24 protein-coding genes are annotated in these 25,639 nt (G+C 73.9%); 12 read left to right on the top strand and 12 right to left on the bottom strand.

Features of this window, described 5'->3' with window-relative positions; all coding sequences use genetic code 11:
• Positions 1-136: 136 nt before the first annotated feature.
• The 4 genes from ABZ261_RS28565 to ctaD all read right to left on the bottom strand — a co-directional run bounded on the left by ABZ261_RS28565 (position 137) and on the right by ctaD (position 4,153).
• Positions 137-706, bottom strand: a complete 570-nt coding sequence (locus tag ABZ261_RS28565) for a hemerythrin domain-containing protein (RefSeq protein WP_356864089.1) — start codon at positions 704-706, stop codon at positions 137-139.
• 1 nt (position 707) lies between these two features.
• The gene (locus ABZ261_RS28560; RefSeq protein WP_356864087.1) at positions 708-1,910 is read right to left on the bottom strand and encodes a hypothetical protein; all 1,203 of its coding nucleotides are present in this window, start codon (positions 1,908-1,910) and stop codon (positions 708-710) included.
• A 165-nt stretch (positions 1,911-2,075) separates the two neighbouring features.
• Entirely contained in the window at positions 2,076-2,432 is a 357-nt protein-coding gene (locus ABZ261_RS28555; protein ID WP_356864086.1) for a cytochrome C oxidase subunit I, read from the bottom strand.
• The gene (ctaD, locus tag ABZ261_RS28550; RefSeq protein WP_356864084.1) at positions 2,429-4,153 is read right to left on the bottom strand and encodes a cytochrome c oxidase subunit I; all 1,725 of its coding nucleotides are present in this window, start codon (positions 4,151-4,153) and stop codon (positions 2,429-2,431) included. The genes ABZ261_RS28555 and ctaD overlap by 4 nt, the downstream gene beginning before the upstream one ends.
• Before the next feature lie 237 nt (positions 4,154-4,390).
• Between ctaD and ABZ261_RS28545 the strand changes: the two genes are divergently transcribed.
• A complete protein-coding gene (locus ABZ261_RS28545) occupies positions 4,391-4,807 on the top strand; it encodes a hypothetical protein (RefSeq protein WP_356864082.1) in 417 nt (138 codons plus the stop codon).
• Positions 4,808-5,136: 329 nt separating this feature from the next.
• On the opposite strand, the gene ABZ261_RS28540 is transcribed toward ABZ261_RS28545, so the two are convergent.
• The 5 genes from ABZ261_RS28540 to ABZ261_RS28520 all read right to left on the bottom strand — a co-directional run bounded on the left by ABZ261_RS28540 (position 5,137) and on the right by ABZ261_RS28520 (position 8,711).
• The gene (locus tag ABZ261_RS28540; RefSeq protein WP_356864080.1) at positions 5,137-5,424 is read right to left on the bottom strand and encodes an SCO5918 family protein; all 288 of its coding nucleotides are present in this window, start codon (positions 5,422-5,424) and stop codon (positions 5,137-5,139) included.
• Between the two features lie 79 nt (positions 5,425-5,503).
• Positions 5,504-5,839, bottom strand: coding sequence for a hypothetical protein (locus tag ABZ261_RS28535; protein WP_356864091.1), 336 nt, complete (start codon positions 5,837-5,839; stop codon positions 5,504-5,506).
• A 146-nt stretch (positions 5,840-5,985) separates the two neighbouring features.
• Positions 5,986-7,512, bottom strand: a complete 1,527-nt coding sequence (locus ABZ261_RS28530; protein WP_356864078.1) for a DEAD/DEAH box helicase — start codon at positions 7,510-7,512, stop codon at positions 5,986-5,988.
• Between the two features lie 226 nt (positions 7,513-7,738).
• Entirely contained in the window at positions 7,739-7,942 is a 204-nt protein-coding gene (locus ABZ261_RS28525) for a cold-shock protein (protein ID WP_007383480.1), read from the bottom strand.
• Between the two features lie 508 nt (positions 7,943-8,450).
• On the bottom strand, positions 8,451-8,711 hold the full coding sequence (locus tag ABZ261_RS28520) for a hypothetical protein (protein WP_356864076.1): 261 nt from the start codon (positions 8,709-8,711) through the stop codon (positions 8,451-8,453).
• 624 nt (positions 8,712-9,335) lie between these two features.
• Between ABZ261_RS28520 and ABZ261_RS28515 the strand changes: the two genes are divergently transcribed.
• Positions 9,336-9,896: a hypothetical protein gene (locus tag ABZ261_RS28515; protein WP_356864074.1), complete on the top strand. Its 561-nt coding sequence runs from the start codon at positions 9,336-9,338 to the stop codon at positions 9,894-9,896.
• A 35-nt stretch (positions 9,897-9,931) separates the two neighbouring features.
• Here ABZ261_RS28515 and ABZ261_RS28510 read toward each other — a convergent pair whose 3' ends face one another.
• On the bottom strand, positions 9,932-11,716 hold the full coding sequence (locus tag ABZ261_RS28510; RefSeq protein ID WP_356864072.1) for a SpoIIE family protein phosphatase: 1,785 nt from the start codon (positions 11,714-11,716) through the stop codon (positions 9,932-9,934).
• A gap of 692 nt (positions 11,717-12,408) precedes the next feature.
• Positions 12,409-13,293: an arsenite methyltransferase gene (gene arsM / locus ABZ261_RS28505; protein WP_356864070.1), complete on the bottom strand. Its 885-nt coding sequence runs from the start codon at positions 13,291-13,293 to the stop codon at positions 12,409-12,411.
• 104 nt (positions 13,294-13,397) lie between these two features.
• Between arsM and ABZ261_RS28500 the strand changes: the two genes are divergently transcribed.
• The 9 genes from ABZ261_RS28500 (at position 13,398) to ABZ261_RS28460 (ending at position 24,079) form a co-directional block, all read left to right on the top strand.
• The gene (locus ABZ261_RS28500) at positions 13,398-13,769 is read left to right on the top strand and encodes a metalloregulator ArsR/SmtB family transcription factor (protein WP_356864068.1); all 372 of its coding nucleotides are present in this window, start codon (positions 13,398-13,400) and stop codon (positions 13,767-13,769) included.
• A 185-nt stretch (positions 13,770-13,954) separates the two neighbouring features.
• Positions 13,955-14,380, top strand: a complete 426-nt coding sequence (locus tag ABZ261_RS28495; RefSeq protein ID WP_356864066.1) for an arsenate reductase ArsC — start codon at positions 13,955-13,957, stop codon at positions 14,378-14,380.
• Positions 14,381-14,499: 119 nt separating this feature from the next.
• Positions 14,500-15,444, top strand: a complete 945-nt coding sequence (locus ABZ261_RS28490) for an RNA polymerase sigma-70 factor (RefSeq protein ID WP_356864064.1) — start codon at positions 14,500-14,502, stop codon at positions 15,442-15,444.
• 145 nt (positions 15,445-15,589) lie between these two features.
• Positions 15,590-16,813 (top strand): FAD-dependent oxidoreductase, encoded by a 1,224-nt coding sequence (locus ABZ261_RS28485; protein WP_356864062.1) that lies wholly within the window; start codon positions 15,590-15,592, stop codon positions 16,811-16,813.
• A gap of 627 nt (positions 16,814-17,440) precedes the next feature.
• A complete protein-coding gene (locus ABZ261_RS28480) occupies positions 17,441-18,733 on the top strand; it encodes a glycosyltransferase (RefSeq protein ID WP_356864060.1) in 1,293 nt (430 codons plus the stop codon).
• Positions 18,730-20,706 carry a right-handed parallel beta-helix repeat-containing protein gene (locus ABZ261_RS28475; RefSeq protein ID WP_356864059.1) on the top strand — a complete coding sequence of 659 codons (1,977 nt, stop codon included), beginning with the start codon at positions 18,730-18,732 and terminating at the stop codon, positions 20,704-20,706. Before ABZ261_RS28480 ends, ABZ261_RS28475 begins: the two co-directional genes overlap by 4 nt.
• Complete coding sequence (locus ABZ261_RS28470) at positions 20,703-21,848, top strand: hypothetical protein (RefSeq protein ID WP_356864057.1); 1,146 nt, start codon at positions 20,703-20,705, stop codon at positions 21,846-21,848. The genes ABZ261_RS28475 and ABZ261_RS28470 overlap by 4 nt, the downstream gene beginning before the upstream one ends.
• A 363-nt stretch (positions 21,849-22,211) precedes the next feature.
• On the top strand, positions 22,212-23,588 hold the full coding sequence (locus tag ABZ261_RS28465) for a UDP-glucose/GDP-mannose dehydrogenase family protein (RefSeq protein WP_356864055.1): 1,377 nt from the start codon (positions 22,212-22,214) through the stop codon (positions 23,586-23,588).
• A gap of 239 nt (positions 23,589-23,827) precedes the next feature.
• Positions 23,828-24,079 (top strand): hypothetical protein, encoded by a 252-nt coding sequence (locus tag ABZ261_RS28460; RefSeq protein WP_356864053.1) that lies wholly within the window; start codon positions 23,828-23,830, stop codon positions 24,077-24,079.
• Between the two features lie 91 nt (positions 24,080-24,170).
• On the opposite strand, the gene ABZ261_RS28455 is transcribed toward ABZ261_RS28460, so the two are convergent.
• Complete coding sequence (locus ABZ261_RS28455; RefSeq protein WP_356864051.1) at positions 24,171-24,521, bottom strand: MerR family transcriptional regulator; 351 nt, start codon at positions 24,519-24,521, stop codon at positions 24,171-24,173.
• Between the two features lie 673 nt (positions 24,522-25,194).
• Here ABZ261_RS28455 and ABZ261_RS28450 point away from each other — a divergent pair.
• Positions 25,195-25,614 (top strand): hypothetical protein, encoded by a 420-nt coding sequence (locus ABZ261_RS28450; RefSeq protein WP_356864050.1) that lies wholly within the window; start codon positions 25,195-25,197, stop codon positions 25,612-25,614.
• The last annotated feature ends 25 nt before the right edge of the window (positions 25,615-25,639 follow it).

Below are 25,639 nucleotides of genomic sequence, written 5' to 3'. Positions count from 1 at the left end.
CCCCGCGGGGGCGGCCCGGGGGGCCCGGGGCGGCCGCCCGCGCCGCTCCCCGCCCCCGGGGGGGGGGGGGCGGCCCCCCCCCGGGGGCCGCCCCCCCCCGCCGGCGTGTGCGGCCGGTGCCGGCCGCGGCCCGTCGTCAGCCGTCCTTGCCCATGGCCTTGCGGACGGCGTCCCGCGTGCGGTCGACCACGGCGGCGAGCGGGCCGAGGGTGAGGTTCTTCGCCGCCGACTCCGTGCCGGGATGCGGATGGGTCGGGGCCATCGCCTCCGCCGCCCGCACCGCGGACGCCATGGACGCCAGACGCTCCTTGTCGGCATGGCGGCGGATGTGGTTGAACTCGTACCGTTCCTCGGCGCGGGCGTGGGCCATGACGTCCAGCCGCAGGGTGCGCAGCTCGGTCAGGAACTTGGGGTCGTCGGTGTCCATGCCGTCCATGCGGGACAGCAGCTCCTTGGCCTCCCGTTCCTCCTGCAGGCGCTCCTCGACCACCTTCTCGCCGTCCGGGACGGAGTGGCGCGTGAAGGGGTGGACGACCTCCTCCTCGGCCGTCTCGTGCACGGCCAGCAGCCGGACCAGGCGGCGGAAGGCGTCGCGCCGCTCGTCCCCCTCGGACTTCTCGACCTCGTCGAAGAGGTTGCGGATGTCGCCGTGCTGGCGCATGAGCAGGGCGACGACGTCGGCGTCGGACGCTGCGATACCGGCCATGTCAGCCCCTCTCCCGGAGCGCGCTGTCGGGGTGCGGGCCCTCGGTCTCGATGCGGTACTCGCCGCCGAGCATCTCCCGGTGCTGGGCCATGACCCGCTCGCTGGGCGGCTCCTCACCGCCGTGGATCTGCTCCTGCAGCTTCTCGAACCGTTCGTGCGCGTCGCGGACGTAGCCCGCGCCCAGCGTGGTCAGGTCGATCTGGGTGTCCAGCAGGTTCCGCACGAACTGCTTGTTCTCCTCGAAGGTGAGCACGTTCGGCAGCTCCGGGGCCAGGATCTCCTGCGGATCGCGGCCGTCGTGACGGCGCATCAGGTCGCAGGCGATCCGCAGGTGCTCCAGCTCCATGTTGAGGTGGAGCTCCCAGACGGCCTTCACCTTCGGGTCGGACTCCTGCTCCATGAAGGAGTGGTAGAGGTAGCACTCGTTGTACTCGTGGTTGACGAGCCGCTCCCACCACGTCTCGCCCGGGTCGACCAGCGACTCGTAGTGGGTGACGTGCTCCTCCTCGATCAGCCCGATCTCCTGGTAGAGCTGGCGGGCGATCGGCTCCATGTAGGTGGGGCCCACGTTCATGTAGAAGTTCATGGTCTGCTGCTCGGCCGACATGATCGTCAGCGCGTGCAGCTTGGACAGCGGGTTGGTGGTCGTGCGGTCGTAGGGCTCGCGCACGTTGTCGGCCGGGTGGCGGTGGTGGTACTTGGTGGGGCGGCCCGGCATGACCTCGGTGAGCTGGTCGACGATCGCCTCCGCCTTGCGGTGCTCGATCATCTCGTAGAGGTTGGCGTACCGGTAGAGGTGGTCGAAGTCCTCCAGGACGCCGAACTCGTACGCCTGCCGCAGGTACGGGTCGGGCTCGTGGCGGGCGACCCAGCCGGTCAGGTCGACGGCGACCTGCTCGTAGGCGATGGTCGTCTCGAGCACCGAGGCGAGGCCGGGCAGCAGCCAGTTGACGGCCTTCTGCTGCTGCGCCTCGATGTAGCGGACCTCCGCCAGCTGGCGTTTGACGTCCATGTCGGCGCACGTGCGGGCGAAGTGGTGACTGAAGAGGATCGCCTCGACCTCGATGCCGTTCATCGTGATCACACGACAGCGGGTGTAGGGGTCGCCGCGGTCGGGATCGATCGGTTCCACGTTCAGCTCGCGCCAGTTGCGCAGCTGTCGGTCGAGGGGGATGCCTCGGTGTTCGAGGGGGTTGAAGCCCATGGGGGTCTCCTCGGCTGGCACCGGATGGGGCGGCCGGCCGAGTACCCGTGCCGCCCGTGCCGTAACGGCGGCATCGCGCCGATGACCCGGACGGCCCAACGGCTCCCCGGCGCACCTCCCGGCACGGCCTGCGCCCACGCGCTTCTCGGGCCGGGGCGCCCCTCGTCAGAGCAGCAGCGACAGCAGCAGTGCGACCAGCGTGGTCAGGCAGGCGCAGACGGCGAGCGTCACGCCCACGCAGCGCCGCCGCAGTTCCCGGTAGCGCTGCTCGTACTCGGCCCGCAGCGACACGCACCGGGCCGCGACGCGTTCCAGATCGGCGCGGGCCCGGCGCAGGCCGTCGGCGACGTACCGCCGCTCGATCTCCTCACGCTGCGCCGTGGTCAGCCACTCCAGACGGGCGGTGAACTCCCGGGCCCGCTCCTGCGCCTCCGCGATCCTCGCCTGCCACAGCAGGTACCCCTCCACCTCGTTGCCGAGGTCGCTCCCGTGCCCGGCCCCCTGTTTCGGCGGGCCGCTCACACCCGTTCTCTCCCGGTCGTGCCCGGACGGGCGCCCGCCTCGTGCTCCCGCATCGCGATGTCGGGGTGGTGCAGGTCGAACGCGGGGGACTCGCTGCGGATGCGCGGCAGGGTGAGGTAGTTGTGCCGGGGCGGCGGGCAGGAGGTCGCCCACTCCAGGGAGCGGCCGTAGCCCCACGGGTCGTCCACGCCGACCGGCTCGCCGTACCTGGCGGTCTTCCAGACGTTGTAGAGGAACGGCAGCATCGACGCGCCGAGCAGAAAGGAGCTGATGGTGGACACCGTGTTCAGGGCGGTGAAGCCGTCGGCCGCCAGGTAGTCGGCGTACCGGCGCGGCATCCCGCCCGCGCCGAGCCAGTGCTGGATCAGGAAGGTGCCGTGGAAGCCGGTGAACAGGGTCCAGAAGGTGATCTTGCCGAGGCGCTCGTCCAGCAGTTTGCCGGTGAACTTCGGCCACCAGAAGTGGAAGCCCGCGAACATCGCGAAGACGACCGTGCCGAACACCACGTAGTGGAAGTGGGCCACCACGAAGTAGGTGTCGGAGACGTGGAAGTCCATCGGCGGCGAAGCCAGGATGATGCCCGTGAGGCCGCCGAAGAGGAACGTGACGAGGAAGCCGGTCACCCAGAGCATCGGCGTCTCGAAGGAGACCGAGCCCTTCCACATGGTGCCGATCCAGTTGAAGAACTTCACACCGGTCGGCACCGCGATCAGGAAGGTCATGAAGGAGAAGAACGGCAGCAGCGCGGCGCCGGTGACGAACATGTGGTGCGCCCACACGGTCGCGGAGAGGCCGGCGATCGCGATGGTCGCGGCGACCAGTCCCATGTAGCCGAAGACGGGCTTGCGGGAGAAGACCGGGATGACCTCGGTGACGATGCCGAAGAACGGCAGCGCGATGATGTACACCTCGGGATGGCCGAAGAACCAGAACAGGTGCTGCCACAGGATCGGGCCGCCGTTGGCCGCGTCGAAGACGTGCGCGCCGAACTTGCGGTCCGCCTCCAGGGCGAACAGCGCCGCGGCCAGCACCGGGAAGGCCAGCAGCACCAGCACACCGGTCAGCAGCACGTTCCAGGTGAAGATCGGCAGGCGGAACATGGTCATGCCGGGGGCGCGCATGCAGATGATCGTGGTGATGAAGTTGACCGCGCCCAGGATGGTGCCGAAACCGGAGAACGCCAGACCCATGATCCACAGGTCGGCGCCGATCCCGGGGGTGCGGACCGCGTCCGACAGCGGGGTGTACGCGAACCAGCCGAAGTCCGCGCTGCCCTGCGGGGTCAGGAAGCCGCCGACCGCGATGAGCGAGCCGAACAGGTACAGCCAGTAGGCGAACATGTTCAGCCGCGGGAAGGCGACGTCGGGCGCGCCGATCTGCAGCGGCATGATCCAGTTGGTGAAGCCGGCGAACAGCGGCGTCGCGAACATCAGCAGCATCACGGTGCCGTGCATGGTGAGCAACTGGTTGTACTGCTCGTTCGACGTGATCTGCAGGCCCGGCCGGGCCAGCTCGGCCCGCATGACCAGCGCCATGAGGCCGCCGAACAGGAAGAACAGGAACGACGTCGTCAGATACAGCGTGCCGATCGTCTTGTGGTCCGTGGTCGTCAGCCACTTCACCACCACGTTGCCGGGCTGCTTGCGCCGCAGCGGCAGCTCGTTCTCGTACGAGTCCTCGGCTGCCGCGGAACCACCCTGGGGTTCGTTGAGGATGCTCACCAGTCGTCCGTCTCCCGATGTCCGCCGTCCGCCCACGCCCTGGCGCCGGTCACCCGCCATCCTCACCGTGCGGGCCCGGGCCCGGGACCCCGAGCGGCCGAGGTACGGCCGTTCGGATGACGGATGCACACGGATGGAGCAGCGGGGGCGGGCCCGGTCCTGCCCGGGCCGGAGTACTCAGACGGGGCGAGTACATGCGCTCTGGGCGGTGGCCTTGCGAGCCGCGAGGGTGGGCCCATGAGCCGAGGACAACGGACATCCGCCCGCCTGCTCGTGCCCTTCCTGGTGACCGCCGCGGCGGCCTCGGCCGCGTGGGCCGCCTGGCTCGGCGGGGACGATCAATACGACGTGCGTCCCGACGGCTCGGCGACCGGCCCGTACGAGGCGTGGCAGGTCGCCGGGCTGGTGCTGACCCTGCTGGTGCCGGTGTGCTGGGCGGCGGCCCGGCGCCACCCGGCCGGTGCGGTGCTCGGCACCACGGCCGGCCTGACCGCGGCCGCCTTCGCCGACTGGTCGGACGACTCCAGCGGCCTCTTCGCGGTCGGCGTCGGGATGGTCGCGCTGGGGAGCCTCGCCGCGAGCGCCGCGGTGGCCGCCGTCGTCCGCGCCGTGACCGCCGCCGTACGACGGCACGGGCGCGGGACGACGGCCTGACCTGCTCGGCCGCGGCGGTGTCCGCGCCTGCCACGCCCGGCCCACGGTCACCGGACCGTGCGGGGCGTGCGCCCTCCGGCCGGTCCGCGGCCGCACGGCGCGGCCCGGGGAGCGCAGCAGCGCGGGGCCCACCGGTTGTCGCCGGGCAGCCTGCGGCGACAACCGGGCGGAGAGGGCCGGGCCGGCCTCGTGCGGCTCGCGGCTGTTGGCCGAACCGTTCGCGCGCGGGGACGCGGCTTGCTGTCGGACCCGCTCACAGGCCGGGTGCCACATCCCCCGGCGTCCCACACGCGGGGCGGCGTATCAGCTGCCGTCGCGCGTGCACGCCGTCACCAGCCGAGCACGCCCCCTTCGGCCCGGGTGTCCCCGGCCGGTGCGGCCGGGCGCGGGTCGTGGCAGGTGAAGCCGAGCCGGGTCAGCGCCCGGCGCATCTCGCCGGAGGTGAAGTCCCGGCGGCTCTGCCGGGTGATCACTTCCCCGACCTGCATCACGGGGTAGACGTGACCGCCGATGGTCACGGACACGCCGGTGACGGGTTCGGGCGTGATGCCGTTCATCGACTGCTCGACCTCGCTCTTGATCAGGTCGAAGGGGAAACGGGCGATGACACAGCGCATGAATGCCTCCGCTGAGTTGAGGGGGGAACACTGGGGACGGAGAGTCGAGGGGACGGCCGCCGCGGCGGCCGGGCGGCGGTCAGCAGGTGAGGGCGAGGACGCCCAGGGCGTAGCCGTGCTCGTCGATCACGGGGGACGCGTCCAGGGTCCTCCCCCGCATGGCGGCCTCGGCGTCACCGAGTTCGGCGCGGGACGGGGTGAACGGCCCGCGGTCGAGCGGGATGTCCCGCAGCCGGGTCCGGTCGCTGTACCACGAGCCGCCGCGGTGCGCGGCGAGCTGCGCCCGGGTGACCAGGCCCGTGCACCGCCCGTCCTCGTCGCGCAGCAGCAGGTGCGGGACGCGGGCGCCGATGAGCACGGAGAGCGCCACGTCGACCGCCATGTGGTCGTCGACCTGGGGTCCCGGGGCGTGCATGGCGTCGCGGGCGGTCAGGGCGGTGCCGTCGGTGTGCTCGGCTCGCGGGCGGTGCGCACGGTGCGTCAAGGGCTTCTCCTCGTCGTCGGGCGGGCGGGAGGGGCACGGGCTCGTACCGGGCCGCCGGGGGTTGCCCCCGGTCCGGGTCAGGCGTCGTTCCGTGGGGCGGACCGGCGGGGCCGGGCGTTGGACCGGCCGCTCCCGCCGCGGCCGGCGGTCCGGCCCCTGCGGCTGCGGCCGGTCTCCTTGCCCTCGCGTCGCTCGGCGGCCGGCGGGGCCAGGACGACGGGCACGCCGGACGGGGTGCGGGCGCCGGTGACGCGCTGCAGTTCCGCCTCGCCGGGGCGGACCCGGGCGGTGCGCGGGGTGATGCCGGCGTCGGCCATCAGCCGGTCCACCGCGCGGCGCTGGTGCGGCAGGACGAGGGTGACGACGGTGCCGGACTCGCCGGCGCGGGCGGTGCGGCCGCCGCGGTGCAGGTAGTCCTTGTGGTCGCCGGGCGGGTCCACGTTCACGACGAGGTCGAGGCCCTCGACGTGGATGCCGCGGGCGGCGACGTTGGTGGCCACCAGGACGGTGACGTGGCCGTCCTTGAACTGCGCCAGCGTCCGGTTGCGCTGCGGCTGGGACTTGCCGCCGTGCAGGGCCGAGGCGCGCACGCCGACCGACAGCAGGTGTTTGGCCAGCCGGTCCGCCGCGTGCTTGGTGTCCAGGAACATGATCACGCGTCCGTCGCGGGCGGCGATCTCGGTGGCGGTGGCGTGCTTGTCGGCGTCGTGCACGTGCAGGAGGTGGTGCTCCATGGTGGTCACGGCCCCCGCGGACGGGTCGACGGAGTGGACCACGGGGTCGGTCAGGTACCGGCGCACCAGCAGGTCGATGTTGCGGTCCAGGGTGGCGGAGAACAGCAGCCGCTGCCCCTCGGCGGGGATCTGGTCGAGCAGCGCGGTGACCTGCGGCATGAAGCCCATGTCGGCCATCTGGTCGGCTTCGTCGAGGACGGTGAGGGCGACCTGGTCCAGCCGGCAGTCCCCCCGTTCGATGAGGTCCTTGAGGCGGCCGGGCGTCGCGACCACGACCTCGGCGCCGCCGCGCAGCGCGGTGGCCTGGCGGCCGATCCCCATGCCGCCCACCACGGTGGCGAGGCGCAGCCGCAGGGCGCGGGCGTAGGGGGTGAGCGCGTCGGTGACCTGCTGGGCCAGTTCCCGGGTGGGGACGAGGACGAGGGCGAGCGGCTGGCGGGGCTGGGCCCGGCGCCCGTCCAGTCGGGCCAGCAGGGGCAGGCCGAAGGCGAGCGTCTTGCCCGAGCCGGTGCGGCCGCGGCCCAGGACGTCCCGGCCGGCCAGCGCGTTCGGCAGCGTGGCCGCCTGGATCGGGAAGGGCACGGTGACGCCCTCGGCGCCGAGCGCGGCGAGCAGACGCGCGGGCATGTCCAGTTCGGCGAACGACTCGACCGCGGGCAGCGGCTCGGTGAGGGTGACCGGCAGGGCGAACTCCTGCCGGCGCGGGGCGGAGCGCGCCGCCTGGCCGCTCGCGCGCCCGGCGCCCGGACGGGCGGCCTGCCGGCCGGTCTCCGGTGTGCGGCTGCCGCGGGCGGCACCCGTCGAGCGGGCGGAGCTCCGGTCCGCGCGGAAGCGGCCGGAACTGCCGCCGGTGCGGCGGGAGCGGTTCATGGGGGACCTTCCTCGATGCGGCGTATCGAGGAATTCCGCCAGCGGCGGACGGCCGCACGAGGATTCACAAGAATGAGCCGAAGTGAATACGAAGAAGCCGGACCTCTCGCCGTCGAAGCCGGGACCGTCGGCGGTCCGGGAAAGCGGGGCACGCGGGGAGAGCGGCGAAAACGGGCTGAGGCCCGCACCCCTAGAGTGCGGGCCCCAGCCACATGATGCGTCAGCGTCAGGCGGGAACGATGTTCTCGGCCTGCGGGCCCTTCTGGCCCTGCGTGACGTCGAAGGTAACCTTCTGGCCTTCCTGAAGCTCGCGGAAGCCGCTGGTGGCGATGTTCGAGTAGTGGGCGAAAACGTCGGCGCCGCCGCCGTCCTGCTCGATGAAGCCGAAGCCCTTTTCCGCGTTGAACCACTTCACGGTGCCAGATGCCATATTGAATCTCCCTTGGGGGGCAGTGCCGGGCTCCGCACTTTGCGAAGTCCGAGTCGCCGCGATGATCACCCCTCCGGAAAGATCCGGAAAGCTCTGCAAAGAAAAAATCTCTGGCAACCAAAACTGCAACTGCTATCACGCTAACACAGGTCGGCTGGACGCGGCATGTGATTTAGGGATCACCCGGTGATTCTCGTCCCGCCGGAGCGGGATTATCTGTGCTGGCGAGATGAGATATTCGCGCCGCGCTCCGCTCGTCGAGCCGTCGGCGCGCTCCCCCGCCCGGGTCCCGGGCGGGGCCGTGAACCCCGGCGACCGGCGGAAGCACCGGCGCCGGCGCGGTCGCCGGATGTGGTCTCGCCGTGACAGATTTCCGCCCGGGCACGGAGCGCACCGGTGGGACGCAGGACACGTCACCCCCCGACACGTCCGGACGCGCACCGGGCTCCGCGGGGCGTCCCGACGCGGGGCGTCCGCTCGCACCTCGCCCGCTCGCACCTCGTCGGCGTCACACCTCGTCGGCGTGCGTCTGGTCGTGGTCCGTCGGCGCGCTGGCCGCGAGCCAGGACCGTGCGGGCTCAGCGGCGTGCGCGGTGTCGAGGGTGAGGTGGAGCCGCGTCCCTCCTTCGCGGGTGGCGGGGTAGCTGCGCTGCTCGCCCGAGGCGAAGCAGCGGCGCAGGACTTCGGCGACGCGCCGGGCGACCTCCGGTGTCGCGGCGACGATGCGGACCTCGGCGTGTCCCGCGGCGGGCAAGGGCTCGTTGTCCATACGGACCTCCTGGTAGGCGTACGGGAGCGCGGCGGCGGGGATCGCGGTGCGGTCGCCGCCCGGCCCGCCGGGCGAACGGTGCGGGCGGCGGTGCGCGCCACCACGGCGGCTCCCCGTGAAGGGTATGCCGGGCGGGCCGGCCGGGAAGGCCGTGCGTGCCGGTGCCGGTGCCGGTGCCGCTGCCCGCCGGCGTGCACTGCTGCCGGTCGCTGCCGCGGGGCCTCGCCCGGCCGGACGCCGGCCCGCACCGCGCGGCCTCGCGCGGACCGCTTCCCCGGCGGGGCGTGGCCTGCGGGCGGAGCGCGTCGTCGGTCCGGCGTGCCCCCCGGGGAGAGCGGGAGGCGGCCCGGCGTGGGGCACGGGGTCCGGTGTCCCGGCGCCCGCCGCGTGGCGCGGCCGGGAGTACCGTGGAGACACCGAGGGCATGCCGTGCGCCGGGCCCGACACCGGCGCCGCCCTCGGCGTTCCACGACGCCGGGCCGGTCCTGGACCGTGGCCCGGGGCAGGGTCCGCCCGATGACCGCGTACGCCTCCCTCCCGCCGACCCCGGACCTCCCTGCGCCGCGGCCCGCGCCGGGCGGGCCGGGCCCGCGGCCGAAGCGGGAGCGGGGGTCGTCGCCGCACGTGGGCGAACGCATCCGCCCGCTGACGCGCGGTCAGGTGGAGGACCGCCTGCGGGAGCTGGGCGACCTGTACGCGGAGACCTCCGGCGGCGGCCCCCGGGCGTGGAACCGGGCCCGCCCCGCTTTCCTGCGGCGACTCGCGGCCGACGCGCGCCGCCCGGGGTTCTCCCTGCTGATCGCGGAGACCACCGCGCTGACCGGATGCGCCTACGGCTATCCCGCCGTCGGGGCCGGGCCGTGGGGGGAGCGCCTCGACGGCCGTCCTGCGGGGAGGACGCCCGCACGGGCCGCCGCCCGGCGGCTGTTCGTCGTCTCCGGGATCGTCGTCCCGCCCCGCGTGCGCCAGGAGTACCAGGGGCGTCCCTGGAACCTCGCCCGGCGCCTGCAACGGCGGCTGCTCGCCGACCACGGCGGTGCGCTCGGCGTGACGCTGGTGGATCCGCGGGACGACGCCACGGTCCGGGCGCTGCGGTCCTGGGGGTGGCGCAGCGCCGCGGACGGTGTCCTTCCGGCCTGGCCGTCCGGCCCGTACCGCCTTTTGGTGCTGGCACCGGGGACATGAACGCCGGGCACGGCACGGACGTCCGCCGGGCCCGGTCACCGCTCGGGCAGGCGTACGGCGAGGAGGGCGATGTCGTCGGTGCTGCCGGGCGGCATCCGGACCGACAACTGGTCGCACAGGGTGTCCAGCGGTTCGTGGGCGAGGGCGAGGGCATGGCGGCGCAGACGGCCGAACCCCGCGTCCAGGTCGCTGCCGGGAACCTCGATCAGTCCGTCGGTGTAGAACAGCAGCGTGGACCCCGGCGGCAGGGCCCGGGAGGCCGTCGGCCGGTGGGCGGAGGCGCCCAGGCGGGCTCCGAGGAGCAGTGCCTGCCCGGCCTCCAGGTACTGCGCGTTCCCGTCGGGGGTCAGCAGCAGGGGCGGCGGGTGCCCGGCGCTGGTCCAGCGCAGCGTCCAGGGACCGTCGTCCGGGCCTTCCAGCCGGGCGAGCACGAGGGTGGCCATCGGCACGGTGGTGATGGCCGGCATGGCGTCGTCGAGGCGGTCCACGACCGCGCCGGTCGGCCCGGTGTGGTCCCAGGCGAGGGAGCGCAGGATGCCGTGCAGCTGCGCCATGCCGGCCGCGGCGGTCAGATCGTGGCCCACGACGTCGCCGATCACCAGGGCGAGCGCGCCGTCCCGGAGGGCGAACGCGTCGTACCAGTCGCCGCCGACCTGCGAGCCGGCCGGGGCGGGCTGGTAGCGGGCGGCCAGCTGGATCCGGCCGTGCCGGGGGAGCGGGGGCAGGAGGTTGCGCTGCATGGCCTCGGCGACGGCCCGCTGCCGGCCGAACCGGCGGGCGTTGTCGATGACCAGGCCGACCCGGCGGCCGATGTCGCTCACCACCTCCAGGTCACCCGCGTCGAAGGGGCGTGCCGGGTCGGTGCGCACCAGCGTCAGGGCGCCCGTGGCCTGCCGTCTGGCGCCCAGCGGCACCGTGATGACCGACGCCGCGCCGATGGCCCGGAGGAAGGCGCTGTGGACGGCGGCCAGGGGGGAGCCGGGCGGTGCGTCCCGGTCCGCCCGCTCCTGCAGGACGGGGTCGCCGCCGTTCAGGACGTGGACCAGCGGGGAGTGGGCCGGCTCGGTCGCCGGCGGGAGATGGCCCCGCCAGTCCTCCTGCGCGGCGGCCCGGCCCTCGGGCCCCGTCACCGCCACCCGGTGCACCTGACGGGCGCCGACCAGGAGGTCCACGGCCGCCCAGTCGGCGAGCCGGGGCACCAGGAGCCGGCCCAGCCGGGCGAGCGCCTCGTCCACCTCCAGGGTCTGGCCGAGCACGTCGGTGATCTCGGCGACGAGAGTCAGCCGCTCGGTGAGACTCTCCAGGGCGCTCGTGCGGGCTGCGCGCTCCGCCTGGTCCGTCTGTTCCGGGTCTGGGCGGCCGGCGCTACCCGCACGCTCGGCCAGTTCCCGCCGGGCGGCGCGGTCCGCCGAGGTCTCGGCGATCAGCACCGCCATGCCCCACGTCCCGTCGTCGTCCGCCAGGGGGGACGCCGACCAGGAGACGGGGACGAGCCGTCCGTCACCGCGCAGGCACCGGTCGTCGTCGCCGTGGGCCGGGCGTCCCTCGGCCAGCGCCCGCAGCAGCGGGCAGCGCTCCCGCGCGACACGGGCGCCGCCCGGGTCCCGGTGGCACAGGTCGTGGAGGTCCTCCCCGCGCATCACCGCGGCCGTGCGGCCCAGCAGCCGTTCGGCGGCCGGATTGACGGCGACGATCCGTCCCGCGGCGTCCAGCACGGTCACGGCCGTGCCCAACTGCGCGACCACCCGCTGCCACAGCTCCGGCTCCGCCGTCGGCAGCCGCCGCTCGTGTTCGCCGCCGGGTCCCACGCCCTCCACCACGCCGCCCTTCCCTCGCGCACCGCTCCGCCGCCGGGTCGCACCCCTAGGGGGCCACAGGAACTCCGGATGCCCCATGGTCCCGTGCGGGAATCCCGGCCGCCCGGTTGCCACGACGATGCACCGGGCGACGGCCTCCCGCCACCGCACATACGTGGCCCGCACATCCGTGCCCCGCACATCCGTGCCCCGCGCGTCCGTGGCCCTCGCGTCCGTGCCGCATCTCCGTGCCCCGCACATCCGTGCCCCGCGCGTCCGTGGCCCTCGCGTCCGTGCCGCATCTCCGTGCCCCTCGCGTCCGTGCCCGGCGCGTCCGCGCATCCGTGCCCCGCGCGTCCGTGCCGCACATCCCTGCCCCCCCGCCACCGCACATCCGTGCCCCGCGCGTCCGTGGCCCGCGCGTCCGTGGCCCTCGCGTCCGTGCCGCATCTCCGTGCCCGGCGCGTCCGCGTATCCGTGCCCCTCGCGTCCGTGCCCGGCGCGTCCGCGTATCCGTGGCCCTCGCGTCCGTGCCCGGCGCGTCCGTGCCCCGCGCGTCCGTGCCCGGCGCGTCCGCGTATCCGTGGCCCTCGCGTCCGTGCCCGGCGCGTCCGTGCCCCGCGCGTCCGTGCCGCATCTCCGTGCCCCGCGCGTCCGCGCCCCGCACCTGGGAGGCGCGGGGCGGACGGCCCCGGGCCGCCCGCGGGACGACCCGGTCAGCGCCGGCAGCCGCAGCCGGAGGCGGCCGTCGCCTCGGCGACCGTGGTCGAGGGGGCGACGGCCCGCTCGTCCGCCGTGCAGCAGGCGGTGACGCCGCAGCAGGCGTCCGCGGCCGCCCCCGGGCCGTCGCAGCCGGCGGGCTTGACCGCGCGCACGACGGCGGAGTGCATGCCGTCGGCGACGGGATGCGTCGGGGTGATCCGGACCTCGGCGAAGCCGGCGGCCTCCAGGCCCCGCCGGTACTCGGCGAAGGACAGGGCGCCGGCGAGGCAGCCGGCGTGGTCACCGCGCTCGGCGCGCTGCCCGGCGGTCAGGGCGTCGTCGGCGACGACGTCCGACACCCCGATCCGCCCGCCCGGCCGCAGCACCCGGAAGGCCTCGGCGAAGACCGCCCGCTTGTCCACGGACAGGTTGATCACGCAGTTGGAGATCACCACGTCGACGGTGTCCGCGGGCAGCGGGACGGCCTCGACGGCGCCCCGGAGGAACTCCACGTTCGTCGCGCCGGCCCGTTCCGCGCCGGCCCGGGCCAGCGCGAGCATCTCCTCGGTCATGTCCAGGCCGTACACCTGCCCGGTGGGGCCGACGCGGCGGGCGGACAGCAGCACGTCGATGCCGCCGCCGCAGCCGAGGTCCAGCACGCGTTCGCCCTCGCGCAGTCCGGCGACGGCGACGGGGTTGCCGCAGCCGAGGGAGGCGGCGACCGCTTCGGCGGGCAGCGCGGCCCGCTCGTCGGCGCCGTAGAGCGCCGGGCCGAAGTCCCCGCCGGTCTCGACCGGCCGCGGGCCGCAGCAGGCGGCGCCGCCCTCGCTGACCTTCCTCGCCGCCGCCGCGTACCGCCGGCGGACGGTCTCCCGCAGTTCGTCGGGCTGATCGCTCATGGCGTCGCTCCCGGGTGAGTCGGGGGTGGTGGCACCCCGCAGCTTGTATTGACGTTCATCGATGCAAGATTGCGCCCTGTATCGAAGTTCGTCAACATAGAGGCATGTCGAAGCGAACGACCGAGGCGGCCGGTCAGGACGCCGCCTGCTGCCCGGCGCTGTCCACGGCGGCGCTGGACGACGAGCGGGCGGCGGAGCTGGCCAAGGTCTTCAAGGCCCTGGGCGACCCGGTGCGGCTCCGGCTGCTGTCGCTGATCGCCTCGCGCGAGGGCGGAGAGGTGTGCGTGTGCGAGATGACGCCTGCCTTCGACCTGTCCCAGCCGACGATCTCCCACCACCTCAAGCTGCTGCGCCAGGCCGGCCTCATCGACGGCGAGCGCCGCGGCACGTGGGTCTACTACCGGGTCCTGCCGGGGGCTCTCGACCGGCTCGCCGGGTTCCTGAGGACGCCGACGGCCGCGGACGCCCTCGTGTGACCGCCTCCTTCGGGCGCCGTCCGCGGCCGGCGGTCACCGCGGGCCGCGCCCGCACGGACCCCGGGCGCCCCCGCCCGTACCGCCCGGCGCCCCTTCCGGCCGGCCTCCACCGGCCGGAGCTCGCCGGTCCCGCCCTGCGCCGGCCTGCGCCGGCCTCTTCGAACGACACCCTGGAAGACACCGTCATGAGCACCGCCGCCACCGCGCGCCCCTCCGTCCTCTTCGTCTGCGTCCACAACGCGGGGCGCTCCCAGATGGCCGCCGCGTTCCTGGCCCGCCTCGCCGGGGACGCGGTGGAGGTCCGCTCGGCGGGCTCCGCCCCCGCCGACACGGTCAACCCGGCCGTCGTCGAGGCGATGCGCGAGGTCGGCGTCGACCTGACCGCCGAGACGCCCAAGCGGCTGACCGCCGAGGCCGTGCAGGCGTCGGACGTCGTGATCACCATGGGCTGCGGCGACGCCTGCCCGGTCTTCCCCGGCACGACCTACCTGGACTGGGAGCTGGACGACCCCGCAGGGCAGGGCGTCGACGCCGTACGCCCCATCCGCGACGAGATCGAGGCCCGCGTCCGCGGCCTGCTCGCCGACCTCGGCGTCCGGCCCCGCGGCTGACCGCCGCCGGGCCCGCCCGTGGCAGGGTCCGGCGGCCGCGCGCCCGGCGGGCCCCGCTCCTGCGCGCGGGACCACACCGCACCGGGCGCAACGGGGACGGCAGGGCCTAGGATCCGGGCATGGCCCCGACCATGAACGACGCGGACCGGTTCGAGGGCTCCAGGCGCCGCCTGGAGGCCATCGCCTACCGCCTCCTCGGTTCCGCGAGCGAGGCCGAGGACGCCGTGCAGGAGACGTACCTGCGCTGGCAGGCCGCCGACGCCGACCGCATCGAGGTGCCCGAGGCCTGGCTGACGAAGGTGCTCACCAACCTGTGCCTCAACCAGCTCACCTCGGCCCGCGCACGGCGCGAGACCTACGTGGGCCAATGGCTGCCCGAGCCGCTGCTCGCCGGGGACCCGATGCTCGGCCCGGCCGACACCGCCGAGCAGCGCGAGTCGGTGTCGTACGCCGTGCTCACCCTGCTGGAACGCCTCTCCCCCAATGAGCGGGCGGTGTACGTGCTGCGGGAGGCCTTCGACTACCCGCACCGGGAGATCGCCGAGATCCTCGACCTCACCGAGGCCGCCAGCCAGCAGCTCTTCCACCGCGCCAAGAAGCACGTCGCGGACGGCAAGGCCCGCGCCGTGGTCGACGAGGCAGCGGCCCGGCGGATCGTCGACGAGTTCCTCGCGGCCGCCACCAGCGGGCGGACCGAGCCGCTCGTCCGGCTGCTCACCCAGGACGCCGTCGCGGTCGGCGACGGCGGCGGGAAGGTCCCGGCCCGCACCAAGGCGTTCGAGGGCGCCCGCGCGGTCGCGTCCTTCATGCGGGGCCTGTTCAAGCCCGGGAAGGCCAAGCGCGCCCTGGTCGGCGGTTCGCCCGAGATCCACGCCACGACCGCGAACGGCGAACCCGCCGTCGTGGCCGTGGTCGACGGCAGGATCGTCGGCGTCATGTGCCTGGAGGTCACCGCCGGGGGCATCGCCGCGGTCCGCAGCCAGGCCAACCCGGACAAGCTCGCACGCGCCACCCGCCGATGGGCGGCCGCGGACCACGGCACGCCCCTGCTCCACCTCTTCTGAGGTCCGGCTTCCGCCTCCTCGGAGGTCCGGCGTCCGGCCCGCCCGGCCCCGAACGGGGTGTGAGGTGCTTCACATCCCGTTCCTGTCAGGAAACGGCGGGCCGTCCGGTTCAGGTGGCGAATCCGCGAAAGACAGGAGCAGGCACATGCAGCACCGCATCATCGTCCTCGGAGCCGGATACACCGGAGCCATCGCCGCCGGGCGCCTCGCCAGGCGGCTGCGTCCCGAAGACGTCGCCATCACCCTCGTCAACGCCGAGCCCGACTTCGTGGAACGCATCCGTCTGCACCAGCTCGCGGCCGGCGAGCGCCTCGAACCCCGGCCGCTGGACCGGATGTTCGCGGGCACCGGCGTCGCACTGAGGATCGCGGAGGTCACCGGCGTCGACGCCGAGCGCAGGACGGTGACCGTCGTCGACGCCGACGGCGCCGAGGAACTCGGTTACGACACCCTCGTGTACGCCCTCGGCAGCGCCTGGGACGACCAGGGCGTTCCCGGCGCCGCCGAGCACGCCCACGAGATCGCCGGCCGTTCCGGAGCGCTGCGGCTGCGCGAGCGCCTGGCCCGGCTGGACGCCGGACAGCCCGTGGTCGTGGTCGGCGGCGGCCTCACCGGCCTGGAGGCCGCGACCGAGATCGCCGAGTCGCGTCCGGACCTCGACGTCGCCCTCGTCGCCCGCGGCGGCCTCGGCGACCGGCTGTCCGACAAGGGCGTCCGGCACCTGCGGAAGGTCTTCGCCCGGCTCGGCGTCACCGTGTACGAGCACACCGCCGTCACCGCCGTCGAGGCCGACCGCGTGACCGTCGCCGACGGCACGGCCGTCCCGGCCGCCGTCACCGTGTGGACCACCGGTTTCGCCGTCCACCCGATCGCGAGGGCCACCACCCTGGAGGTCACCGACGCCGGCCGGATCGTCGTCGACGGGACCATGCGCTCGGTGTCGCACCCGGACGTGTACGCCATCGGCGACGCCGCCAGTGCGACGGGGGCGGGCGGCAAGCCGCTGCGGATGTCGTGCGCCTCCGGCGTCCCCACCGCATGGCAGGCCGCCGACGCCATCGCGGCACGCCTGACCGGCGGGAAGCTGCCGAAGGTGCCGCTGCGCTACTTCAACCAGTGCATCTCCCTGGGCCGCAGGGACGGCCTGATCCAGTACGTCACCGCGGACGACCGCGCCGTCCCGGCGGCCCTGACGGGACGGATCGCCGCCGCCTACAAGGAACTCATCTGCAAGGGCGCGGCCTGGGGCGTCGCCCACCCGCTGCTCGCACCCGCCCGGCGTCGCCGCGTGCTCCCGCGACCGGCCGGAGGACGTCGCCGGACGACCCCGCAGGCCGAGGCGCCGGCCCCCTCAGAGGTCAGTAAGTGATCGAAGAAGGTCGTATTGAGTCCGCTTTCTTCCGTATGGAGGAGGCAAAGGTATCGAAGGGGTAAAGACGCCCCTCGGCTCCCACTCCGTGCCCAATCCTGAGGGTCCTCGAATGAGGGGGGATTGTGAAGATCGTCGCGTGCGTCCCGCACAGGTTCGGGCAGGGGGTCCGGGCGGGTCGGTGACCGAGCGGTGACCCAGGGGGGGTCTCCGCCGGGACGCGAAGGGGGCCGGTGCACGGCATCCCCGCGCCGAGATCCACGCAGTACCCGACGCCGCGGTCGCCCGCCTCGCAGGCGGGCGACCGCACTTCAGGGGCGCCGTTTTCCGGGCCGGGTCCGCCCGCGCGCCGGAACAAGGGGAGGGATCACCATGCACATGCGTGTGCTCAGCCACGGGTTCGACCGCGGGCTCGTCCGCATGCCCGCGCGGTACCGGGCCGGGTCGGCGCGCCGCCCCCAGGGCCGCCGATGCCGCGCGGTCCCGCCGTACGCGGCCGCCGTGTGAGCGGCCCTTGCGTCACTCGTGTGAAGGAAGCGTGCGCGACGCCCCGTGTTCCTTCACGCCGGACGTCGCGTGCGGTGTCCGCGGTAATCGCTGATCACTTCTGGGGTGGGGACTGCCTGAATGACGAGCTTCTTCGACGTGGTCTGGTCGTGGCTGGTGCAAGCCGTCGGCGAGACATCCTGGCGTGACGTGATGCCCCTGGGCATCGCCGGCGCCTTCGTATGGGGACTGTGGCTCTACCGGGCGGTGCTCTCCCGGTTCGCCAGGCCCGTGGTGAACGACTACCGCACCACCACCTCGGTCGTGGTGCCCGCCTACCGGGAGGACCCGGACATCCTCCTGGACTGCCTGCGGACCTGGCTGGCGCAGGACCCCACCGAGGTGATCATCGTCCCGGACGTGGAGGACCACGAGGTGCTGCGCCGCCTGGCGCAGGTGACCGACCCCCGGGTGCGGGTGCTGGCGTTCGAGCACCGCGGCAAGCGCTCGGCGCTGGGCGTGGGCATCCGGGCGGCGGCCGGCGAACTGGTCGTCCTGGCCGACTCCGACACCCGCTGGGAGGCCGGGCTGCTCGACGCGGTGCAGATGCCGTTCGCCGACCCCGCGGTCGGCGGCGTCGGCACCCAGCAGAACGTCTACCGGCGCCGTTCCAGCGTCTGGCGGCGCGTCGCCGACTGGCTGGTCAACCTCCGCTACCACGACTACGTCCCGGCGATGGGCCGGGCCGGCGCCGTGGCGTGCCTCTCCGGCCGTACCGCGGCCTACCGGCGGGCGGCGGTCGTCCCCGTGCTGGGCAACCTCGAGGACGAGTTCTTCCTGGGCCGCCGGTGCGTCGCGGGCGACGACGGCCGGCTGACCTGGCTGGTGCTGGCCTCCGGCTACAAGACGGTGCACCAGTCGTCCGCCCGGGCGCTGTCGATGTTCCCCTCCTCCTTCCGCGCCTTCGTCAAGCAGCGCGTCCGCTGGAGCCGCAACTCCTACCGCTGCTACCTGACCGCCCTGTACAAGGGCTGGCTGTGGCGGGTCCCGCTGGTCACCAAGATCACCGTGCTGCAGATCCTGCTCACCCCCGTCACGATGGGCATGGCCATCGGCTACCTCCTCCTCAGCCGCCTGGAACCGACCGGGCGCGGTGTCGCGCTGGCGCTGATCTGGCTGCTCGTCGGCCGTGGCGTGCGGGGCTACTCGCACCTGCGCAGGCACCCGCAGGAAGTGCTCCTGCTGCCGCTGCTCGCGCTCGTGGTCGTCATGATCTCGCTGCCGATCAAGCTGTACGCCTTCGTCACCATGAACAAGCAGGGCTGGCTCACCCGCGGCAGCGGCACCATCGGCGGCGAGGGCCAGGACTCCGCCTCGCTCGGCGGCACGACGCCGGTCCCCGCCACGTCCGGTATGGAGGCACTCCCGTCATGACCCACCCGAAGCGCCTCGACGACGCGGCCCGCCCGCACCCGACCCAGCCGACCCCTCCGCATCCGACCCGCCCGGACCGCCCGGACCGCTCGACCCGCCCGACCCGCCCGGGCGCAGGCGCCCGCGCACGGGGCGTCCGTCCGGCCCTGCGTGCCGCCGCGGCCCTGCCCGTGGCCGCCGCACTGCTGCTCGCCCCGGCCGCCGCCGTCTCGGCGGCCGGCCCCGACGACCCGGCCGGACAGCGGTTCACCGCCGAGGAGTCCGAGACCCAGGCGGCCCTGGTCGCCGCCGAGGACCACCGGCTCGACCAGGTCCGCGCGGTGGCCGCGGTCGCCCCGCTGAAGGACCCGCGGTACACCAGGCCGTACCGGACCGAGACCACCGGCGGCTACACCCTGGTGCTCACCCGGCGGAGCCGGCCGTACTCCGTCGCCGACCTCCTGCAGCTCGCGCCGCAGACCTTCGTGCGCAAGGCGGACGGGTCGTACCTGCTGACCGAGAACATCTACCTCAACTCCGGGGCCAAGCTGCGGCTGTCCAACCCCGGCGGGCTGAACCTGCACATGGCCAGCAACCGCCAGGGCTTCGTGTCCATCGTCTCCTTCGGCGGCCGGATCGTGATCGACGGCGCCGAGCAGGCACACGTCAAGGTCAGCAGTTGGGACCCCCGGAAGAACAAGCCGGACACCGACGTCCGGGACGGGCGCGCCTACATCCGCGCCATCGGCGGCCAGTTCTCCATGAGTTACGCCGACATCTCCGACCTGGGCTTCTGGAGCGGCCGCACCGGCGGGCTCAGCCTCACCGGGACCGACCGGCCCAACACCGGCAGCCTCAGCGGCCCGGACGCTCCCACCGGCGAGGACGGCCGGCTCAGCAGCAGCGGGGTGCTGACCGGCCCCTCGGGCAGGCTGACCACCCCCGACAGCCGGTTCGGCACGCCCCAGCTGTCCTACGTGTCGGCCGACATCAGCCACTCCACCGTGTCCGGCAACGTGTACGGGCTGTTCGCCTCCGGCGCCACCGGGGTCACCGTCGAGTCCACCACCATCGAGAGGAGCCGGCAGGACGGCCTCGTGCTGCACCGCTTCGTCACGAACGCCGTCGTCGAGCGGACCACCTCGCGGGAGAACGGCGGCGACGGCTTCGTGATGGCGCGCGCCACCCAGCAGGTCCGTGTGACCGGTTCCAAGGCGCTGGACAACGGCGGCAACGGCTACACGATCAGCGGCCAGCCGCTCGCCCACGGCCCCTCCGCCTCCGGCCAGTCCGTCGGCAGCTACGGCTCCAACTCGGTCTCCAGCAGCCTCGCCGAGGACAACGGCCACTACGGCATCGAGGTCGTCGGCGGCACCGACGTCGGCGTGCAGGACAACACGGTGATCGGCGGCGACATGGGCATCGTGGCCCGCAAGGAGGCCGAGAAGGTCGCCGTCACCGGCAACCGCCTGGTGGGCCAGTCGCGGCAGGGCGTCTCGGTGCGCGACGGCGTCACCGGCGCCAAGGTCACCGGCAACATCGTCGAGAAGGCCGACACCGCCGTCTACGTCCGCGACTCGGTCGCCGAGGTGCGGGGCAACACCGTCGAGGAGGCCGGCAACCACGGCGTGTCCCTGGTCGGCGGCATCGACGGCTCCACGGTCTCGTACAACGTCATCGCCGGAGTCGGCCCCAGCGCCGTCGACACCTCCCGCGCCCACGGTTCCGTCTCCGTCAGGGAGAACCAGACCTTCGCCTGGTACGACACCAGCTCCTTCTGGGTGAAGCTCCGCCACTACGCCAGCCCGATGACCCTCCTGTGGACGGGCATCCTGCTGCTCATCCTGTTCTCCGCGGTCCGGGGACGGCGCGGACGCGGCAGGCACGCCGGGCCCGGCGTCCACCCCTACCTGGACAAGGCGCCCCTGCCCCGGCACACCGTGCGCGAAGTCCCGCCGACCGGCCGGCCGCGGGTCCCGGTGATGTCCGAGTGAACGCCGCGAGCCGTGCGGTGTGGCTGGCGGGAGCAGCCCTCGCGGTGGCGATCGCGACCCTCGTCGTGGTCCTGGCCACCGGCGGCGACGGCGACTCCGCGCGCCCGGGGGCCGGTCCGGCCAGCGCGCCGCCGGCCTCCCGCGGCGGCGCCGGCGGCGGGCCGTCCGCGTTCGCCACGCATCCGGCCCCCACCGGGACCGCGACCGCCCCGCGCCCCGTCGGCTCCGCCCCGGCGTCCGCCGACGCGGTCACCTGCCCCGCGGCCACCGTCGAGGCCGGGGACGCCACCGCGCTGAAGGACGCCCTCGCCGCCGCCGAGCCCGGTGATGTCATCCACCTCGCCGACGGCCGTTACGAGGGCAGGTTCACCGCGAGGACGCCGGGCACCGCCGGCAAGCCCATCTGGGTCTGCGGCGGCCCCGGCGCGGTGATCGACGCCGGCGGCGCGAAGGGCGGTTACGCCGTCCACCTCGACGGCGCGGACCACTGGCGGCTGGTCGGCTTCACCGTGCGCAACGCCCAGAAGGGCGTGATGGCCGACCGGGTCCGGCACGCCGTCGTCCAGGGGCTGACGGTGGAGCACATCGGCGACGAGGCCATCCACCTGCGTGCCTTCAGCTCGGACAACGTCGTGCGCGACAACACCGTCCGCGACACCGGGCTGCGCCGACCGAAGTTCGGGGAGGGCGTGTACGTCGGCTCCGCCAGGTCCAACTGGTGCACGGTCACCCGGTGCGAGCCGGACAGCAGCGACCGCAACGTGGTGGCCGGCAACCACATCAGCGCCACCACGGCCGAGGCGGTCGACATCAAGGAAGGCACCACCGGAGGCGTCGTCACCCGCAACACCTTCGACGGATCGGACCTGTCCGGGTCGCACAACGACTCCTGGGTCGACGTGAAGGGCAACGGCTGGACGATCTCCTCGAACACCGGCCGCCACACCAGCGAGGACGGGTTCCAGACGCACGAGATCCTCGACGGCTGGGGCCGGGACAACACCTTCCGGGGCAACATCGCCCACGTCGACGGCCCCGGCTACGGCTTCCACCTCACCCCCGTCGACGGCAACAAGGTGACCTGCGACAACAAGGTCACCGGCGCGGCGAAGGGCCTCGCCAACACCGACTGCACCGCCTGACCGCCCGCTTTCTCCCTCCCTCCGCCACGCGGGGCCCGCCGGCACGGCGGGCCGCCGCGGCGCCCCGCCACGCCCGAGCACGCCTGCGGGAGGCACCCGAGCGCCCGGAACGCGGGGACCGGCGCGCCGGTAGGCCCCGCACGGCCCGTCCTCCCCCGGCGCGCCGGTCGGCCCCGCACGACCCGTCCTCCCCCGGCGCGCAGCAGGCCACCCGACGCCCCGCCGCTACCTGGCACAGCCAGCGCAGCCCGGGACGCACGCGCGGGCTCGGCCCGCGGCCGCGGACGCCCGCGGCACTGCGGCCCGTGGCTCCCGTGCGGGCTCCCGAGACCGTTCACCACCGAAACACCCTTGGAGATGTTCATGGCAGCCATCACCCTCCCGGAAGGCGCCGCCGGCGCGCACCCCGGCGGCGACGGGACCGCTCCCCGGCTCACCGTCATCGGCACCGGCTACCTCGGCGCCACCCACGCCATCTGCATGGCCGTCCTCGGCTTCGACGTGCTGGGCGTGGACGTGGACCGCGCCAAGATCGAGCGGCTCGGCGGCGGCGAGGTCCCCTTCTTCGAGCCCGGCCTCCCCGAACTGCTGGCCAAGGCCCTCGACTCGGGCCGGCTGCGCTTCACCACGAGCTTCGCGGAGGCCGGGGAGTTCGGCGACGTCCACTTCATCTGCGTGGGCACGCCCCAGCAGCAGGGCTCGGACGCCGCCGACCTGCAATACGTGGACGCCGCGGTCACCGAACTCGCCCGGCACCTGCGCCGGCGCAGCCTGGTGGTCGGCAAGTCCACCGTGCCGGTGGGGACCGCGGCCCGGCTGACCGGACTGGTGCAGCGGATCGCGCCGGCCGGCGACCGGGTGGAGCTGGCCTGGAACCCGGAGTTCCTGCGCGAGGGCTACGCCGTGGACGACACCCTGCGCCCGGACCGGCTGGTCTTCGGAACCGCCTCCGCCTGGGCCGAGGAGCGGCTGCGCGCCGCCTTCGGCCCGGTCATCGCCCGGGACACCCCGGTGGTCGTCACCGACCTGACCACGGCGGAACTGGTCAAGGTCGCCGCCAACTCCTTCCTGGCCACGAAGATCTCGTACATCAACGCCATGGCCGAGGTCTGCGAGGCCACCGGCGGCGACGTCACCGGCCTCGCCGAGGCGCTGGCGTACGACGACCGGATCGGCGGCCGCTTCCTCAGGCCCGGTCTCGGGTTCGGTGGCGGCTGCCTGCCCAAGGACATCAGGGCCTTCGCGCACCGGGCCGAGGAACTCGGGGTCGGCCAGGCCGTCGCGTTCCTGCGCGAGGTGGACGGCATCAACAAGCGCCGCCGCGCCCGCACGGTGGACCTGGTCCGCGAGCTGGCCGGCGGCGGCCTCGGCGGGGTCCGGGTGACCGCCCTCGGCGCGGCCTTCAAACCCGACTCGGACGACATCCGCGACGCCCCGGCCCTCGACGTGGCGAACACCCTGCACCGGCTCGGCGCGCATGTCACCGTCGTCGACCCGGCCGCCACGGACAACGCCCGCCGCAGCCATCCGGAGCTGCACTACGGCACGGACGCCCTGTCGGCCGCCGCCGGCGCCGACGTCGTCGTCCTGCTCACCGAGTGGAACGAGTTCCGGCAGATCGACCCGGCGGCCATGGGCGCCGTCGTCACCCACCGGCGCATCGTCGACGGACGCCACGCCCTCGACCCCGCCCAGTGGCGCGCGGCGGGCTGGGAGTACCGCGTCCTCGGCCGCCGGTAGGGCACAGGGCGGCACGGGGGGCCGCCTCGCCGTCCTCGGCCGCCGGGAGGACACCCGGCCCGGCGGTCCCGGCCGCGGGCACCCCGGCATCCTCACCGCCGGCCGGCCGTGACCGCGCTCCGCGGGGAGCCCCCGGATGGCTCGCCCGGGGAGCGGCGGGGGTCAGGTCGATCTAGCCTCCGGAATGAGCACTCAGTTGATCTTCGACGTGTGCGCTTCATTCGGCTCAAGGAGGAGTTATGCGCAAGCTTCGCAAGGCCGCTGTCGTGGTCGCGGTCATCGGTGGCGTCGGCCTCGCGGGCGCCGGTTCGGCCACCGCCCAGTCCGGGCACGGCCGGCACGGCGGCGGGTGCACGTCCCACGACCTGAACATCGACATCCTGGGTGAGGTGGGTGTCCTCAACGGTCTGGGCGGCAACCTGCTGAACGGCGAGGGCAGCCCGGGCGCGCAGTTCACCGACATCGGCTCCGAATGCGGTGACCGCTGGTAGGCACGCGGCGCGCAACGCACCGGACCGGCTGTGCGGACCGCGCTCTGGTTCGGTGCCCGCCCGCGTCGCGGACCGTATCCGCGCCGCGGGCTCAGCCGGAGCCGGCGCCCGTGCCGCCCGCGGCCTCGCTCGCGGCACGGCGGTACTCGGCGTTGATGCGCTGGGCCTCCTCCAGCTGGTCCTCGAGGATGACGATGCGGCAGGCGGCCTCGATCGGGGTCCCCCGGTCGACGAGCTCCCGGGCGCGAGCGGCGATCCGCAGCTGGTAGCGGGAGTACCGGCGATGTCCTCCCTCCGAGCGCAGCGGAGTGATCAGACGGGCCTCACCGATGGCTCGGAGGAATCCCGGGGTGGTGCCGAGCATCTCGGCTGCCCGGCCCATCGTGTATGCGGGGTAGTCGTCGTCATCCAGACGATCACTGAGAGGGCTGTCCGCTGTCATGTCACCTCGCTGTGCAACGCGTCCAGGGGCCCTGGCGCCGTACGGCACCAGGGCCCCGAAGGAAATTCAACACCATCTGTCGGCCGTACTGCTCTGCCGACCTTCTGTTCCCGCTACCCGGCCCGGCAGGGCGGAGCGGGGGATCGCAGCTGCTTGACCGGGGACCACCATCCCTTCCGGGGTCTTGCGGTACCCGGACCGAGTGCTTCTCGGGCCGGGCGATCCTGATGGCGTCTGCTCCTCCGTTCTCTCTACCGACCTCTGCTGTTGCGGTACTGCTGTCGGCAGCTCCTCGACGCGCGAGCCGCCCGGTGCGGCTCCCAGTCCCGTCACCCTTGCGAAACACCGTGGCTTCGAGGCTCGGGAGCCGCCTGCGTACTTCTGTCCAGTCACCCGCCGGTTCGTGTCCGGCGGGTCTCTTCGACCGTGTCTACGAGGTGCAGCGTACCCACGCCAGCCCCGGAAATCTACTGTGACAAAGGTAGATTTCACTCTTCCGGCGGAGCCGAAACCCTGCTGCCTGCGGCACGGCCCCCCTGCACGCCGTCATGCGCGGCGAAGGGCCGGCGGGCCGGTCCGTGCCGCCGTCCGGCGGCCGCCCGCTTCCGTCCGCGTCGCCGCTCACCGCCCCGCCGGCGCTCCGGGGCCCGTCGGCCGAATAAGCTCTGCTGCCATGTCGAAACCTGATGAGCTGCTCGTCGCCATCTCCGCCGCTGTGGAGTCCGAGCGGAGCAATCAGATGTCGCTGACCGTGGTCGTCGACGGTGCCGTCATCACCGGTCGGCTGGCTCCCGAGGCCGTATGGCGGGAGCGGGTGGCGGAGGTCCTCAAGGACTCGGACCGCCTCGGCCCCTTCTCCGACGTCTTCACCCGCGGCCCGCGGGGAAGCCGACCCGATCGCGGTGAGGCGCCCACACATCTGCACTTCCATCTCGCCCGCATCCTGCAGGGCAGCCTCGGCATCCCGGAGACCGGCGGCATGTACCGCGTCGCGATCCAGGACGTCAGCGCCTGGAGCGTGGGGGGAAGGGCACCAACTGCATCGACAGGTCCCACAGGCCCTGCTTCTTCTCCGGCCATACCTGGTCGTTGACCCCGCTGGAGTCGTAGCGGAAGCC

Origin of the sequence: Streptomyces sp. NPDC006193, from assembly GCF_040613915.1 — a bacterium.
Classification (GTDB): domain Bacteria; phylum Actinomycetota; class Actinomycetes; order Streptomycetales; family Streptomycetaceae; genus Streptomyces.
This window is presented reverse-complemented; position numbering and strand designations above follow the sequence as displayed.

Coding starts and splice junctions, on each gene's coding strand:
- ABZ261_RS28520 (WP_356864076.1), bottom strand. CDS start 8,711: ATGGACAACGAGCCCTTGCCCGCCGCGGGACACGCCGAGGTCCGCATC.
- ABZ261_RS28545 (WP_356864082.1), top strand. CDS start 4,391: ATGAGCCGAGGACAACGGACATCCGCCCGCCTGCTCGTGCCCTTCCTG.
- arsM (WP_356864070.1), bottom strand. CDS start 13,293: ATGAGCGATCAGCCCGACGAACTGCGGGAGACCGTCCGCCGGCGGTAC.
- ABZ261_RS28490 (WP_356864064.1), top strand. CDS start 14,500: ATGGCCCCGACCATGAACGACGCGGACCGGTTCGAGGGCTCCAGGCGC.
- ABZ261_RS28535 (WP_356864091.1), bottom strand. CDS start 5,839: ATGCACGCCCCGGGACCCCAGGTCGACGACCACATGGCGGTCGACGTG.
- ABZ261_RS28495 (WP_356864066.1), top strand. CDS start 13,955: ATGAGCACCGCCGCCACCGCGCGCCCCTCCGTCCTCTTCGTCTGCGTC.
- ABZ261_RS28500 (WP_356864068.1), top strand. CDS start 13,398: ATGTCGAAGCGAACGACCGAGGCGGCCGGTCAGGACGCCGCCTGCTGC.
- ABZ261_RS28530 (WP_356864078.1), bottom strand. CDS start 7,512: ATGAACCGCTCCCGCCGCACCGGCGGCAGTTCCGGCCGCTTCCGCGCG.
- ABZ261_RS28460 (WP_356864053.1), top strand. CDS start 23,828: ATGCGCAAGCTTCGCAAGGCCGCTGTCGTGGTCGCGGTCATCGGTGGC.
- ABZ261_RS28475 (WP_356864059.1), top strand. CDS start 18,730: ATGACCCACCCGAAGCGCCTCGACGACGCGGCCCGCCCGCACCCGACC.
- ABZ261_RS28455 (WP_356864051.1), bottom strand. CDS start 24,521: ATGACAGCGGACAGCCCTCTCAGTGATCGTCTGGATGACGACGACTAC.
- ABZ261_RS28565 (WP_356864089.1), bottom strand. CDS start 706: ATGGCCGGTATCGCAGCGTCCGACGCCGACGTCGTCGCCCTGCTCATG.
- ABZ261_RS28465 (WP_356864055.1), top strand. CDS start 22,212: ATGGCAGCCATCACCCTCCCGGAAGGCGCCGCCGGCGCGCACCCCGGC.
- ABZ261_RS28540 (WP_356864080.1), bottom strand. CDS start 5,424: ATGCGCTGTGTCATCGCCCGTTTCCCCTTCGACCTGATCAAGAGCGAG.
- ABZ261_RS28525 (WP_007383480.1), bottom strand. CDS start 7,942: ATGGCATCTGGCACCGTGAAGTGGTTCAACGCGGAAAAGGGCTTCGGC.
- ABZ261_RS28560 (WP_356864087.1), bottom strand. CDS start 1,910: ATGGGCTTCAACCCCCTCGAACACCGAGGCATCCCCCTCGACCGACAG.
- ABZ261_RS28485 (WP_356864062.1), top strand. CDS start 15,590: ATGCAGCACCGCATCATCGTCCTCGGAGCCGGATACACCGGAGCCATC.
- ABZ261_RS28480 (WP_356864060.1), top strand. CDS start 17,441: ATGACGAGCTTCTTCGACGTGGTCTGGTCGTGGCTGGTGCAAGCCGTC.
- ABZ261_RS28450 (WP_356864050.1), top strand. CDS start 25,195: ATGTCGAAACCTGATGAGCTGCTCGTCGCCATCTCCGCCGCTGTGGAG.